General features: G+C 41.1%; 14 protein-coding genes and 1 other RNA gene. 9 read left to right on the forward strand and 6 right to left on the reverse strand.

The genetic code is table 11. The features are described 5' to 3' along the window. Positions 1-115 precede the first annotated feature (115 nt). The 9 genes from NYE23_RS03205 to NYE23_RS03250 all read left to right on the forward strand — a co-directional run bounded on the left by NYE23_RS03205 (position 116) and on the right by NYE23_RS03250 (position 9,804). Positions 116-2,416: a DEAD/DEAH box helicase gene (locus NYE23_RS03205; RefSeq protein ID WP_341075390.1), complete on the forward strand. Its 2,301-nt coding sequence runs from the start codon at positions 116-118 to the stop codon at positions 2,414-2,416. Beyond that, a complete protein-coding gene (locus NYE23_RS03210) occupies positions 2,406-3,671 on the forward strand; it encodes a ribonuclease H-like domain-containing protein (RefSeq protein WP_341075391.1) in 1,266 nt (421 codons plus the stop codon). The genes NYE23_RS03205 and NYE23_RS03210 overlap by 11 nt, the downstream gene beginning before the upstream one ends. Before the next feature lie 318 nt (positions 3,672-3,989). Further along, a complete protein-coding gene (locus NYE23_RS03220; RefSeq protein WP_341075392.1) occupies positions 3,990-4,367 on the forward strand; it encodes a CotD family spore coat protein in 378 nt (125 codons plus the stop codon). 79 nt (positions 4,368-4,446) lie between these two features. Continuing rightward, positions 4,447-5,016, forward strand: a complete 570-nt coding sequence (locus NYE23_RS03225; protein WP_341075395.1) for a DUF1273 domain-containing protein — start codon at positions 4,447-4,449, stop codon at positions 5,014-5,016. An 80-nt stretch (positions 5,017-5,096) separates the two neighbouring features. Then, positions 5,097-5,396, forward strand: a complete 300-nt coding sequence (gene gpsB, locus NYE23_RS03230) for a cell division regulator GpsB (protein WP_048008342.1) — start codon at positions 5,097-5,099, stop codon at positions 5,394-5,396. 81 nt (positions 5,397-5,477) lie between these two features. Next, positions 5,478-5,867, forward strand: an RNA gene (gene rnpB / locus NYE23_RS03235) — RNase P RNA component class B. Between the two features lie 202 nt (positions 5,868-6,069). Continuing rightward, on the forward strand, positions 6,070-7,209 hold the full coding sequence (locus NYE23_RS03240; protein ID WP_341075398.1) for a THUMP domain-containing class I SAM-dependent RNA methyltransferase: 1,140 nt from the start codon (positions 6,070-6,072) through the stop codon (positions 7,207-7,209). A gap of 175 nt (positions 7,210-7,384) precedes the next feature. Then, positions 7,385-7,552, forward strand: coding sequence for a hypothetical protein (locus tag NYE23_RS03245; RefSeq protein WP_341075400.1), 168 nt, complete (start codon positions 7,385-7,387; stop codon positions 7,550-7,552). 326 nt (positions 7,553-7,878) lie between these two features. After that, a complete protein-coding gene (locus NYE23_RS03250) occupies positions 7,879-9,804 on the forward strand; it encodes an ATP-dependent DNA helicase (RefSeq protein ID WP_341075402.1) in 1,926 nt (641 codons plus the stop codon). 35 nt (positions 9,805-9,839) lie between these two features. Here the strand turns inward: NYE23_RS03250 and NYE23_RS03255 are convergent, their stop codons facing one another. From NYE23_RS03255 to NYE23_RS03280, 6 genes are all read right to left on the reverse strand, one after another. Next, positions 9,840-10,139, reverse strand: coding sequence for a metal-sulfur cluster assembly factor (locus tag NYE23_RS03255; protein ID WP_341075404.1), 300 nt, complete (start codon positions 10,137-10,139; stop codon positions 9,840-9,842). Positions 10,140-10,150: 11 nt separating this feature from the next. Continuing rightward, the gene (locus NYE23_RS03260; RefSeq protein WP_341075406.1) at positions 10,151-11,206 is read right to left on the reverse strand and encodes a hypothetical protein; all 1,056 of its coding nucleotides are present in this window, start codon (positions 11,204-11,206) and stop codon (positions 10,151-10,153) included. Between the two features lie 199 nt (positions 11,207-11,405). Next, positions 11,406-11,612: a DUF2249 domain-containing protein gene (locus NYE23_RS03265; RefSeq protein ID WP_341075408.1), complete on the reverse strand. Its 207-nt coding sequence runs from the start codon at positions 11,610-11,612 to the stop codon at positions 11,406-11,408. After that, positions 11,609-11,851 (reverse strand): DUF2249 domain-containing protein, encoded by a 243-nt coding sequence (locus NYE23_RS03270; protein ID WP_251169492.1) that lies wholly within the window; start codon positions 11,849-11,851, stop codon positions 11,609-11,611. Before NYE23_RS03270 ends, NYE23_RS03265 begins: the two co-directional genes overlap by 4 nt. Positions 11,852-12,044: 193 nt before the next feature. Beyond that, positions 12,045-12,185: a hypothetical protein gene (locus NYE23_RS03275; RefSeq protein WP_341075409.1), complete on the reverse strand. Its 141-nt coding sequence runs from the start codon at positions 12,183-12,185 to the stop codon at positions 12,045-12,047. Positions 12,186-12,187: 2 nt separating this feature from the next. Then, positions 12,188-13,348, reverse strand: a complete 1,161-nt coding sequence (locus NYE23_RS03280) for an MFS transporter (protein WP_341075410.1) — start codon at positions 13,346-13,348, stop codon at positions 12,188-12,190. Positions 13,349-13,515: the final 167 nt, after the last annotated feature.

Genomic DNA, 13,515 nt, shown 5'->3' on the forward strand with positions numbered 1-13,515 from the left:
ATTAAAGTCTTTAAAGCTTAAAAGAAATTTTCCCATAAAAAGTTAATGGAAATTAAGAGTTTGCTCTGTTATAACGAACGTTTATTCGGTAGAATAGGAATATGAGGTGAAATAGATGAAAGTGCGAAAAAATTTGCCTGAAATCATGAAACAGCTTATATCTGAACAGCAATATAAAGAGAATATTGTCCATTGGCATACAATAGAAGAAAAAGAGGCTAAGACTGCCAGCCTTCCGGAAAACATTCATCCATCCTTAAAGGATGCACTGCAAAAAAGGGGAATTTCAAGGCTATATACCCATCAGAAAACATCTTATCAGACAGCCATGAATGGGGACAGTCTGGTAGCTGTTACTCCAACGGCCTCCGGAAAAACGCTTTGCTACAACCTTCCAGTCCTGCAGACGATCGTAAATGATCCGGATGCAAGGGCGCTTTATATGTTTCCGACAAAAGCATTGGCTCAGGACCAAAAAAGCGAAATTAATGAAATCATCCAGGAGTCCGGATTGGATATCAATTCCTATACTTATGACGGGGATACACCGGCGAACATCCGGCAAAAGGTACGCAGGGCCGGGCATGTGGTTATTACAAATCCGGACATGCTTCACTCGGCAATATTGCCACATCATACAAAGTGGGTATCCTTGTTTGAAAATTTAAAGTATGTGGTCATAGATGAACTTCATATTTACAGAGGGGTATTTGGCAGTCATGTAGCGAATGTTATTCGCCGCCTTAGACGCATTTGCCGTTTTTATGGCAGCGACCCCATTTTTATCTGTACATCTGCAACAATAGCCAATCCTCTGGAGCTGGCAGAAAAGCTTACTGAAAAGCCGATGAAACTCGTGGATAATAATGGAGCCCCTAGCGGGAAGAAACATTTTGTATTTTATAATCCTCCAATTGTCAATAAACCGCTGAATATCAGAAGAAGTGCAACTCTCGAAGCGAGAAAGCTCGCAGGAGAACTTCTGAAAAATAAAATCCAGACCATTGTATTTGCAAGAAGCAGGGTCAGAGTCGAAATCCTGCTGACTTACCTCCAGGAGCTTGTCAAACATAAACTGGGGCCAAAAGCAATTCGGGGCTATAGAGGCGGTTATTTGCCAACCCAGAGACGGGAAATTGAAAAAGGACTGCGTTCAGGAGATATCTATGGAGTTGTCAGCACAAATGCTCTTGAACTGGGCGTGGATATCGGACAGCTGCAGGTTTGTGTCATGACCGGATACCCCGGTACCATTGCCAGCTCATGGCAGCAGGCTGGACGCGCAGGCAGAAGGCATGGTGAATCGCTTGTCATTATGGTGGCAAGCTCCAGTCCGCTGGATCAATATGTTATTCAAAATCCTGATTACTTTTTTAATAAAAGTCCTGAAACAGCCAGAATTAATCCGGATAACCTTATTATTCTGGTTGATCATATCAAGTGTGCAGCCTATGAGCTCCCTTTTAATGCCGGGGAACGTTTTGGCACTTTTGAAACTGAAGAGGTATTGGAATACCTGGCGGAGGAAAGGGTGCTTCATCAGAACGGAGATAAATTTTATTGGATGAAAGACTCATTTCCTGCCCATAACATCAGTCTCCGTTCAGCATCACAGGAAAATGTTATCATAATTGATCAGTCAGATATTGCGAATGTAAAAGTAATTGGTGAAATGGACCGTTTTTCTGCTATGACCCTTCTTCATGATGAGGCAATCTATCTTCATCAGGGAACCCAGTTTCAGGTAGAAATGCTTGATTGGGAAGAGAAAAAGGCATTTGTCCGGGAAGTGGATGTAGATTATTTTACCGATGCTAATCTGGCAGTAGAGCTCAAAGTGCTTGAGCAGGATAAAATCAGAGTGTCATCCATTGGAGAAATTGGCTTTGGGGATGTCAGTGTTGTAGCGATGGCAACAATATTTAAAAAAATTAAGTTTGAAACACATGAAAATATCGGATCAGGTCCAATAACACTTCCTGAAGAAGAACTCCATACAAGCTCAACCTGGCTTTCGTTTAACCAGGAATCCTTGAATTATAAACAGGACCGGCTTGAACAGGGCCTCATTGGAACAGCACACGCGCTTAAGCATATTGTACCGCTATTTGTTATGTGCGATCCTCAGGACGTTCATGTTGTTCCGCAAGTGAAGGCTGCCCATAATGAAAAACCGACGATCTTTTTCTATGACAGGTATCCCGGCGGTGTAGGTTTAAGTGAGAAAATTTTCGGGGGAATAGAACATATCATGCACGAAACGATGGAAATGGTCAGCAGATGTGCATGTGACCACGGCTGTCCTTCCTGCATCGGAACAGATACCTCTTCAGAAACGGCCAAAAAAGACGTACTCAGGATTATCGCCTCTTTTAAAAAGTGCGATAATAGCGCAGGTGATAGAATTGTCCATTAAAAACAAGCTGAACAGGCTTAAGGGTCATCTTGGGACAGATAACGATAAACAGCCTTCATCCGTTCAAAAACATGAGAATATGGCCGATGTCCCATTTAAAGAAGTATGGGCTAATGAAGGTGTTTATCCGTATTATTTTGAAGACTCTTACTGTCTTGTAAGGGAAAAAGAATACAGCCTTGACCATAGGCATGGAATCTACTCTTTTGGGCAGTTTACAGCAGCGGTGGATGCCTGGAATAATTCCAGCCTCAGGCATCCGCTTTCTGCTTCCGGTCACGGGCCGGAAAATCTTTTCTTTTTTGATACAGAGACAACCGGCTTGGGAGGAGGGACTGGCAATACTATATTCCTGCTTGGCCAAGCCAGTCTGCAGGGGAGCAAAATAAAGCTGAAACAGCATATTCTCCCTCAGCCGGGTGCTGAGATACCTTTATATAAAAGTTTTCTGGAAAGCATTGATTATTCAACAATGGTCACGTACAACGGGAAAGCTTTTGACTGGCCGCAGGTTAAAACGAGACATACCCTGCTGAGGGAGAATGTTCCAAAACTGCCGCCGTTTGGACATTTTGATTTATATCATGCTGCAAGGAGAATGTGGAAGCACAAGCTTGAAAGAATAAAGCTTACTGCAGTGGAGAAAGATGTTCTGGGGATTGAAAGAAAAGACGATATTCCAGGGTTTCTGGCACCAATGATTTATTTTGATTTTATTGAAAGAAAAGATCCTGAAGGCATGCTGGGAATTATAAAGCATAATGAAATTGATATACTATCCCTGATCAGCCTTTATACACATCTATCTTTCCAGATACTGCAGCTGGATGAAAGACAGACTTCCCGGGAGGTTTATGAAGTAGGAAGGTGGCTTTCAACTCTCGGTGAATCTTCACAGGCAGCTATTGCCTTCAATAAAATATCTGAAGGAGAGTCTTCTGAAGCTTTAGATGCCAGGTTTGCATTGGCTTTTGAGCATAAGAAACATAAAAATTGGGATGAGGCCGCAAAATTATGGAAGGATATTGCTGAAAAAGGGTTGATCAATATGAAGGTAATATCCTGCATTGAACTGGCCAAGATCTACGAGCATCGAAAAAAGGATATTGGCCAGGCTATAATCTATTCGAATAAAGCGTTAAACCTGCTGGAAGCAGATAACGGTACAGAAAAGGTGAAAATAAAACAGGAAGATTTGCACCGGCGGATTGTACGGCTTGAACGAAAATTTAATCGGGCTAAAATCTCCCTGTAACATAATTTTAATATACCAGACAAAAAAATCCACTATTTCCTAGTTGTATGTACTTCTTCTAACAGTTAAAATTAGAACTTGTGTGGTACTTTTTTAGGAATTTTATATAGTGAGGCTGGTAAAAAATGTATAAAGCAATCTTATTTTTATTCTTCCTTGTAATTTTCACTACTGCAATCGTTTTCTCCAATTTAAAAGACAGTTTCTACAGTATGCTCTAAGGCTAGTACCTATAAAATAGGTGTTTTCATTAGTACAAGATTACTCTTTCTAACATAGGTTGTTAATGTAAAAACAATTTCGAAAGGGGATCTTTACATGTATTGCAGACCAAGACCTTCGCAGGTGATGCCTGCTGTTGTTCATCCGACAAAATGCTGTGTAACTCATTCGTTCCAGAACATCGTGGTTCCGCACATTCATCCTACACATCATACTCATGTAAACCACATTAACTATGAGAATCAGCATTCTTACCCGCACACGCAGTCAAATGTTAACCAGGTGACACAATCGAATGTGAACATGGGACCAAGGCCTGGTGTGGCAGGTGCATATAGCCCAGGAATGGGTCCAGGAATGGGAATGGGCCCAGGAATGGGAATGGGCCCAGGATATGGCGGACCTGGCACTGGTGTAGCTGGAGCATCAACCGGTATGGGTCCAAAACAAGGGCCAAGTTTTTCCGGCAGATAATAAACAAGGGCTTTATGCCCTTGTTTTATTTATATAAATGGCAGCTTTCTCAGTCAGATTTCTTTAAGGAGTTTTGCAATTGACAAAAGTAGCAGTTATTTCAGGGTACAAGCCTTTTGAAGTAGGGATATTTAAAAACGATGACCCTGCTGTCAGCTATATTAAAGCCGCAATCAGGAAAAACCTGCTTTCTTTGCTGGATGACGGGCTTGAGTGGGTAATCATCAGCGGGCAGCTTGGTGCAGAACTTTGGGCAGCTGAGATTGTTTATGATCTTCAGCTCGAAGGTTACGAAGACCTGAAGCTTGCAGTCATTACTCCCTTTTTAGATCAGCAAGCTTCCTGGAAGGATGCCAACAAAGAATGGTATGAATCTATATTGGTTCAGGCAGATTTTGTTGATTCAGTAACAAAAAAACCTTATGAAAGCCCGCAGCAATTCAGATTGAAAAATCATTTTTTTGTTACTAAAAGTGATGTGCTGCTGCTATTTTATGATATGGAAAAAGAGGGAAGCCCTAAGTATCTGTATGAAACCGCAAAAAAATATCAGGAAGAAAATGAATATGAAATTAGACTAATCACCTTTTATGATTTACAATTGATTGTAGAAGAAGAACAATTCTCTCAGAGAGACACATTTGAATAATGCTCAGATAAATTGACAAATGTACATATCTCTGGAAAAATAGTATTAATTATGATTGCCGATATACTGAGGTGAGTGTCATGCTATCCGATAAAATTAAATTAACTGCAAAAGATATTTTGGAAAAAGAGTTTAAGACAGCTATGAGAGGCTACAAGCCGGAAGATGTCGATAAGTTTTTAGATTTGGTCATTAAAGATTACGAAGCATTCCATCAGGAAATTGAAGATCTTCAGCTGGAAAATATGAAGCTGAAAAAACAGGTTGAGGAAGCTTCACGAAGACCGGCAGCACAAACTGCAGGAACAACCAATTTTGACATCCTAAAAAGATTATCAAATCTGGAAAAACATGTTTTTGGAAGTAAATTGTATGATTGACAGTTCTTATCGGACTTTCCAGTTTATAACCATTGCTATTCTATCACAGATTACATATAATATTCTTTGTGATCATTAATAGCGTTCGGGTAATCGCTGCAATATATCTTAATATTGTAGAGGAAAGTCCATGCTCGCACAGGCTGAGATGCCTGTAGTGTTCGTGCCTAGCGAATTCATAAGCTAGGGCAGTCGGAGCTGGCTCCGGCTGACGGCAGGGAAAATGCCTAAGTCCTTCGGGATATGGCATGAATACTTTGAAAGTGCCACAGTGACGTAGCCTTTTCAGAAATGAAAAGGGTGGAACGAGGTAAACCCCGCGAGCGAGAAACCCAAATGATGGTAGGGGCACTTTCCCTGAGGAAATGAACAACGGGAAGGACAGGCAGATGCCTGTAGATAGATGATTACCACCTGAGTACGAGACATTTGTCGCTTGCAGTACTACGGTACAAAACATGGCTTACAGAACGTTATTAGTGAGACAGTATGAGTGTTATAAATTCAAGCTCTCCTTTTTGGGAGAGCTTTTTTACTTTGCTGCAGGCTGGTATATAATAATGAAAACTAAGGCATTCATTGCGGGTAATCATATAAACAGATATACTTTATTTGTTGATCCAGTTAGAGTATACATAATAGAAATAAGAATTAGGTTAGGGTGAAAATAAATATGTCTAAATACGATTTAATCGCCACTACGGCCATGGGTCTTGAGGCGCTTGCTGCCAAAGAAGTGCGCGATCTTGGATATGAATGTGAAGTTGAAAATGGCAGAATAACATTTAAAGGCGATGAAGCTGCAATTGTCCGGTCTAATTTGTGGCTGAGAACAGCAGATCGGGTTCGCATAAAAGTGGGAGAATTCAAAGCAACGAGCTTTGACGAGCTTTTTGAAAAAACTAAAGCGCTGCCCTGGGAAAGGTATATGCCTGAAAATGCCGAGTTCCCAGTTTCAGGGAAATCTGTGAAGTCCAAGCTTTTTTCTGTTTCCGATTGTCAGGCGATTGTCAAGAAAGCAATCGTGGAACGCATGAGAACAAAGTATCATAAGACAGGCTGGCTTGAAGAAAATGGGCCGCTATTCAAAATAGAAGTTGCTCTCCATAAGGATGTAGCCCTTCTGACCATCGATGCCAGCGGAAGCGGCCTCCATAAACGGGGATATCGTGCAGGGCAGGGGGAAGCGCCACTTAAGGAAACACTTGCAGCTGCATTGGTTATGCTGACAAATTGGAACCCTGATAAGCCATTTGCAGATCCCTTCTGCGGATCCGGCACTATCCCGATTGAAGCAGCATTAATCGGCCAGAATATTGCACCCGGTTTTAATCGTGAATTCATTTCGGAAGGATGGTCCTGGATTCCTGAAAAAGTCTGGGAGGATGCAAGAAATGAAGCTGAAGACCTGGCAAACTATGATCAGCCACTCGATATCACTGGTGCTGACATTGATCACAGGATGGTTAAGATAGCTGAAGAGAATGCTTTCGAAGCTGGATTGGGTGATTTGATAAACTTCAAACAAATGCAAGTGCGTGATTTTACGACTGCTAAGGAATATGGTGTCATTGTCGGGAATCCTCCATATGGGGAACGCCTTGGTGAGAAGGCTGCGGTACAGCGAATGTATGCAGAGATGGGAAGTGCCTTTGCTCCTCTTGACACTTGGTCCATTTATATCCTGACTTCTGACGAGGAATTTGAAACTCACTATGGAAGAAAAGCAACTAAAAAACGAAAGCTCTTCAATGGTTTTATTCGTACAGACTATTATCAGTACTGGGGCAAAAGACCGCCGAGAAATAATTAGCAGCAAAAGCATAAAACCTCCTGAAACTGTATAGAATATATCTATCTGATTCTTTTTTTTATAACATCAGAATCTATATTCTACTTCGAGAGCTGTCTAGCTCCAGCGCCTACCCCCCTCGAGGGGATTGTCGGGGGTGGGCAAGGCGCTTGCGCTTTTCTAAGGAGGGGTGGCAATGAAACATTCCAGCATTGATTTCCATAAAATTTCCCAGGCGCTAAATGGAACACTTGAAGCAATACACGGAGACGGTGATCCATCAGAAGAGGCACTGGAGAGTATTAGAAACGCACAGGGCGAACTTCAGCAGGCATTGTCATTTTCTATGTCACGTTTCAACTAGTCGTTTATAATGAGCAGGGGGCTGCCTTAAAGCACCCCTGTTTTTTTGATAAGGCTGTTTTCGCAAGGTTTGTTGCTTTTTTATATATTATTTACTGAGTTAAGTTGATTGGAGCGGTAAGCGAGCATCCTGGAGCGGAAATCAACGGACAACATTGATAGGCGAAACAACAGGTTTGGCATTATATCTTGACAGTTACTGTATTTGAGATAAAATTATATGATGTTCATTTGATTATTAACGCCTTATATATGAAATAATGATAGAACTGAATTCAAAGCGTCTGGTTTATAGGCGCTTTAACTTTTTAATTACGGAGGGGTAGCATGTCGAACCGGATGCCTTTTGCCGTATCCAAGAGCGAATCTTTTTATGAAAAGCTAAGTGAGTGGATCGGAGATGTTTTTTACGATATATTGCCTGAAGCAGGATTTGAAATTCGGGATGAGCAAATATTTATGGCCTTTCAGCTGGAAAAAGCATTTAAAGACAAAAGTGTTATATTTGCAGAGGCAGGTGTAGGGACTGGGAAAACGATCGTTTACCTTTTATATGCAATCAGTTATGCAAGGTACATAAATAAGCCTGCTATTATCGCCTGTGCGGATGAGACTTTAATCGAGCAGCTTGTGAAAAAGGAAGGTGATATTGCCAAGCTGGAGAAAGCTTTAGGGTTAAATATTGATGTCAGACTGGCAAAATCACGCGATCAGTATCTATGCCTAAACAAGCTGGACAAGCTCGTAGCAAATGATGTTCATGATCACTATAATCGCATTTTTGATGATCTTCCGGACTTTGTTCAAACTGGCTCATCCATGCAAAAGTTTGAAAGATATGGTGACCGGAAAGATTACCCTGAATTGCCGGATGAGCATTGGACCAATGTCTCTTGGGATTCAATCCAGGACTGTTTCACTTGTGAGAAGCGTCACCGCTGCGGTCAAACTCTCCATAGGGAATATTACCGCAGCGCAAAAGACTTGATCATTTGTTCACACGATTTTTACATGGAACATATCTGGACCAAGGAATCGAGAAAACGGGAAGGGCAGCTGCCTTTGCTTCCTGAGAGCTCTTGTGTGGTTTTTGATGAAGGCCATCTGCTGGAATATGCATCCCAAAAGGCTCTGACATATCGTTTTTCCGAGCAGATCCTGGAATCTATCTTAACAAGGCTTATGGCGAATGATGTACGTGAAAAAACGTTAAATATCATTGAAGATGCTATTTACCAGAATGAGCATTTCTTTTTGACACTGTCCATGTCTGCTTCGGGTGATACTGGTTCTGACAAGAAAACGATTGAAAAAACTGCAGATGTTATGAGAGAAGGACGTAAACTGCAGGACTTGATCAATACACTTGAGGAAGAATTAGTATTTGAAAGCGAAATGTATGTCATTAATGAATATGACTTAAAAATTGTTGAAGAATATCTTGAGCAAATCTCATACTCGCTTTCATTGTTCCTCAAGGATTTAAAAGGAATCACCTGGTTTGAAGAGAATAATGGGGAAAGAACTCTGGTTATTATGCCAAGAATGGTCGAAGATATTATGCGGGAAGAAGTATTTTCCCAGAAGAAGCCGTATGTTTTCTCCTCGGCAACACTGTCTGAGAATAAGTCCTTTGATTATATGGCAAAAAGCCTGGGAGTAGACGATTATCTATCCTTTACCGTAGATTCCCCGTTCGACTATGAAGAAAATATGGTCATTCGCATGCCGGAATTTGCAGAGGGATCAGGAACTGCGAAAATGGACTACATTCTCGAACAAGTTAAAGCAACAGAAGGACGGGCTTTAGTATTATTCAACAGTTCTTCTGAGCTGGCAGAATTCAAAGCATTTGTTTCAGGGAAAATAAGTGTGCCGGTCTTTTTTGAAGGGGATGCAGAGATAAGCAGCCTCGTATCAAATTTCCAAAATGATGAGCATTCAGTTCTCTGCTCTGTTCATTTATGGGAAGGTCTTGATATACCGGGCAGATCCCTGGAGAATGTGCTTATTTATGGCCTCCCATTCCCTCCGCACGATCCGGTCTTTACGGCCAAAAGGGAAGGTTCGGCTGATCCTTTCAAAGAGGTTGATCTTCCATATATGATCCTGCGGTTAAGGCAGGGGATTGGAAGATTAATTAGAACACATGAAGACAAAGGGACCGTTCATATTCTGATGCATAAAAATGAAAATCCTGAAGTCCGCGAAATGATAAAAAAGGTTCTGCCTGCAGAGCCCGTAACAAGCTGAACTAAGGCAGTGCCCAAGCGGGCACTGCCTTTCTTTTAACCTCTCAACAGCTGATTTGCTTCGGGTGTCATACGAGCAGGAGTCCAGGCAGGCTCCCAGACAAGGTTAACCTCTACATCTGAAAATAGCTCAAGATCTTCAATGCAATATTTAACTCCACTGACTATGCTGTCATGCAGCGGGCATCCCGGTGTTGTAAGAGTCATGGTAATAACTGCCTTGTCACCATCGGGAATATTAATATCATAAATAAGGCCTAAATCAACCACATTTATATTCAATTCAGGATCCATAACTCTCTTTAGATTGCTGAGAACTACTTCTTTTCGATTCATGTTAATTCCCCCTATTGTTTTAAAACAGTAATAATCAAATAACAGAAAACAATGCTGGCTCCAGCCGTTACAATCTGGCCGGATAGGAACAAGGTGAGCTGTTCACATACGATGGAGACTGTCACACTGAGTATACCGAGAATGAAAGCGGAAAGAACCGGAATGGATGCCTTGTCATTCATCATATCTTTGAGAGAAGGCACACTCCGTTTTCCGATCTCTTTGCTGTATTTCCAGGTCCACCATAAGAATGGCACGATTTTAAACAGGTAACCGAGAATGCTCAAAGCTACCCAAAGCATGAGGTAAGCAAACACGAGATACCCAACTGTATTTTGAAAGCTTCCGATTAGTGTGCTTATGAATGCTCCCAGGTGGATTGCCAGCCCTGCAGGTATGGCGAGAAGAGCAAATCGGAATGAATAATCAAGCTTTTTCTTTACTCTTTTCTGCAGGATTTGCAGCATGTGCCAGGTGAAGAATGCAAATCCGCCAGCCAGGATCAACAATGCAATAGTTAAAAGCGAATTATTCCCGGTGAAAAAAGAGATAACTGCCGCAGCCAGTCCTGCTGCATATACCATAAATACATATTTGGCAGGCTTCATGCTATAGCCATGGGACAAGGAAAACATGGGAACCATTTTATAGGAAAATCCAAAAATCAGAAGTGTAAACCAGCCTGCCGTTCCAAGCAGTATGTGGCTTTTAAAGACTGCCTGATAATGGCCGGAAATAAATCCGGTTTTCATGCTGAAGACCATAAGGATTCCCAATAGAATTGCAGACAGCAGGCTAATCAGTGCAGTTCCTACGAAAAGAGTCAGTACATTGGGCTTTGCCTGCTGCCTTAAAGTCATGAACATTTGCAGCAGAAACATTAAGATGCCTGTTAATGTAATAAGCCCGGGCAGCATTGCACCCGCCGGATTATAAAATAGACTATGCGCAAAATATAATACTCCAAAGGCAGTTACAGTAAATTGTATAAATCCAAATCTTTCATTCCATATAGGGGTAAGAAAGGCCACCGGAACGAGCTGATACATGGCTCCCATTGCTGTCATCAGCGCCCAGCCTAATATAAACAAATGAGCCGCTGACCAAATGGCGGGTATACGAAATTGACTGTTAATTATGGATTCCCCTTGAAAAAGAATGAGCGCCATAGATCCTATTAAGCAGAGCAAGCTGAAAAGTATAAATGAAAAAGGAAGTTTGATATTGGTCTCATTTTTTGTATTGGCCAGCAACGCGATCACCTGCTTATTTTCTTATTTCTATTAAAAAGCTTCCGTCTTCCTGTTCGGCAGTTACATATCTGCAGCCCATTTCGTCCAGCTGTTCATAAAGAAACATGGGCCTCCTGTCATTTATAATGGATAAGGTTTCTCCCTCTGGCAGATCTTTAAGAGCCGCGAGAGTTCTCATCATCGGCTGAGGAGGTTCCAGTCCCCGGTTATCCAGTTTCATTTTGAAGCACCTCTCTTAGTAAAGATCACTTTCCAATGCTTCTTTTCAATTTCTTCAGCTTTATATTCAAACCCTTTAGCCTTCAATACTCCAAAAAGAGGGACGGGTTTAAACGGAGCATGAAGGATAAAAACATCATCGATATCAAGTTCAGCAATCGCCGACATGATTTTTTGAAACGGCTCCAATTTATTTTTTAAATCCTCTCTTACGTCAAGTTCAATAACTTTGTTTTCCATTCTGATCTCTCCTTCAATCGGCTGATGGGATTAATTTAATTGCCAATAACTGAAAATCACCTGCCAGTGAGAATCGTTATTAATTACTTTAAGTTTAACAGCGTGAGCTTTTCAAATAAGTGACATATATCATATTACGAAGAACAATTTTAAAATGTATAAATCAAAGGGAACAAAAAAAATCCGCAGATGCTTACTCTGCGGATTCTTTCTGTTCTTCCATACATTCAAAACAGATGGTTTCATTTTTTTCATTATGGACTCCGTTGAAGAATCCATCAAGACAGTATAGGTCTTTCCCGCAAACTGTGCAGCTGCCAACTAATTCTTTCATTTTCAGTCACTCCCGCTTTTTAATAATTGGGGACTTCTCTTTTTAAAGTATATGGACATGCCGCCAACCGTTAACAGCAAAATGGCTGCGGCGATTAAAAAACCTATATCGAATGTTACTCTCAAGAAACCTAATATGGTGGAACCGGCTACCACACCTAAAGAAAAAAAGGCATAGAAGAGGCCAAATGCCTTACCTCTTGTTTTTTCAGTTGTATGATTGGCTATAAGGGCATTAATGGATGGAAATAAAAGAGCAAACCCGGTGCCATAAAGAACCATGCATAAAAACATGAAGCCAAGAGAAGATGCTGAACTTAGCAGGATTAATGCAATTCCAATGATCAGCATTCCGGAAAGCATGCTATTGTGATGCTTATACTTATCAAAGATTTTATTGATAGGCAGCAGAAAAATAAGAATTGCAGTTATTCCGAAAGTGCTTAATAAGATCCCGCTGTACATCGCATCAATTTGCAGTGCTTCTACCTGAAGGGGAAGAAGATAGGCAAGTGTCCCTTGAGCAAACATGAGAGAAAAGGCTCCTAAATAGCTTGCTGTGAGCATAGGATTCTTAAGTAATGTAAGCATTTTCTCATTGGAGCTCTCTTTTTTTACATTTTTCAGAGTCCCTGCTGGCAGAAACACAAAGGCAAGGACTGCGCTGCTGATCATTATTGCTGCTATAATTAAAAAGACCCAGTTTATGCTGTAATTGGAAGCAATGACTGCCCCAAAAGCAGGTCCTATAATGGCTGAACAGCCGACAGCTGCGCCTGATACAGCCATTTTTCTGCCTTGTTTGTCTGAAGTTCCGAGGTTTGAAATGATTGTAAAAGCCGCAGGGACCAGGAAGCCGCCAAATAACCCGTGAAGAAATCTTACTGAGATTAATTGGAGGGGTGAATCAGTAAAGGTATACAGGATTAATATGATTCCGGTTAATGAGAGACCGGACACAAGAACCCTTTTTGCTCCGATTCTATCTATCCAATAGCCGGCTAAAATATTGCCTATCATATTCGAGAAGGAATACATCCCAACAATCATTCCCGCAAAGACGGGTGATGGATGATATGTCAGGGCAAAGGGGCTCATTATAGGAAGCTGAGAAAATGTATCAATAAATGCTGCAATAACGATAAAATAAATCAAATATTTCATGCTATCTCACTTTCCGGTTAGTTCACTTTCCACCATTATAACTCTTTGGCAGCCAGGTGAAAAAGAAAAACAGCCAAAGGGCAAAGAATAAGAAAAAGATTATAAAGACTGCCTTTTCTGAAAAATATGATAAAATAAAACTGTAATAGATACAAAGGGGGAAAAAT

This window comes from Cytobacillus sp. FSL H8-0458, assembly GCF_038002165.1.
Taxonomy (GTDB): domain Bacteria; phylum Bacillota; class Bacilli; order Bacillales; family Cytobacillaceae; genus Cytobacillus.

What these genes read in the sequence shown, in the direction of transcription:
- NYE23_RS03205 (WP_341075390.1), top strand. Translation starts at nt 116, where the DNA reads ATGAAAGTGCGAAAAAATTTGCCTGAAATCATGAAACAGCTTATATCT.
- NYE23_RS03220 (WP_341075392.1), top strand. Translation starts at nt 3,990, where the DNA reads ATGTATTGCAGACCAAGACCTTCGCAGGTGATGCCTGCTGTTGTTCAT.
- gpsB (WP_048008342.1), top strand. Translation starts at nt 5,097, where the DNA reads ATGCTATCCGATAAAATTAAATTAACTGCAAAAGATATTTTGGAAAAA.
- NYE23_RS03240 (WP_341075398.1), top strand. Translation starts at nt 6,070, where the DNA reads ATGTCTAAATACGATTTAATCGCCACTACGGCCATGGGTCTTGAGGCG.
- NYE23_RS03245 (WP_341075400.1), top strand. Translation starts at nt 7,385, where the DNA reads ATGAAACATTCCAGCATTGATTTCCATAAAATTTCCCAGGCGCTAAAT.
- NYE23_RS03250 (WP_341075402.1), top strand. Translation starts at nt 7,879, where the DNA reads ATGTCGAACCGGATGCCTTTTGCCGTATCCAAGAGCGAATCTTTTTAT.
- NYE23_RS03255 (WP_341075404.1), bottom strand. Translation starts at nt 10,139, where the DNA reads ATGAATCGAAAAGAAGTAGTTCTCAGCAATCTAAAGAGAGTTATGGAT.
- NYE23_RS03260 (WP_341075406.1), bottom strand. Translation starts at nt 11,206, where the DNA reads ATGACAGCAATGGGAGCCATGTATCAGCTCGTTCCGGTGGCCTTTCTT.
- NYE23_RS03265 (WP_341075408.1), bottom strand. Translation starts at nt 11,612, where the DNA reads ATGAAACTGGATAACCGGGGACTGGAACCTCCTCAGCCGATGATGAGA.
- NYE23_RS03270 (WP_251169492.1), bottom strand. Translation starts at nt 11,851, where the DNA reads ATGGAAAACAAAGTTATTGAACTTGACGTAAGAGAGGATTTAAAAAAT.
- NYE23_RS03275 (WP_341075409.1), bottom strand. Translation starts at nt 12,185, where the DNA reads ATGAAAGAATTAGTTGGCAGCTGCACAGTTTGCGGGAAAGACCTATAC.
- NYE23_RS03280 (WP_341075410.1), bottom strand. Translation starts at nt 13,348, where the DNA reads ATGAAATATTTGATTTATTTTATCGTTATTGCAGCATTTATTGATACA.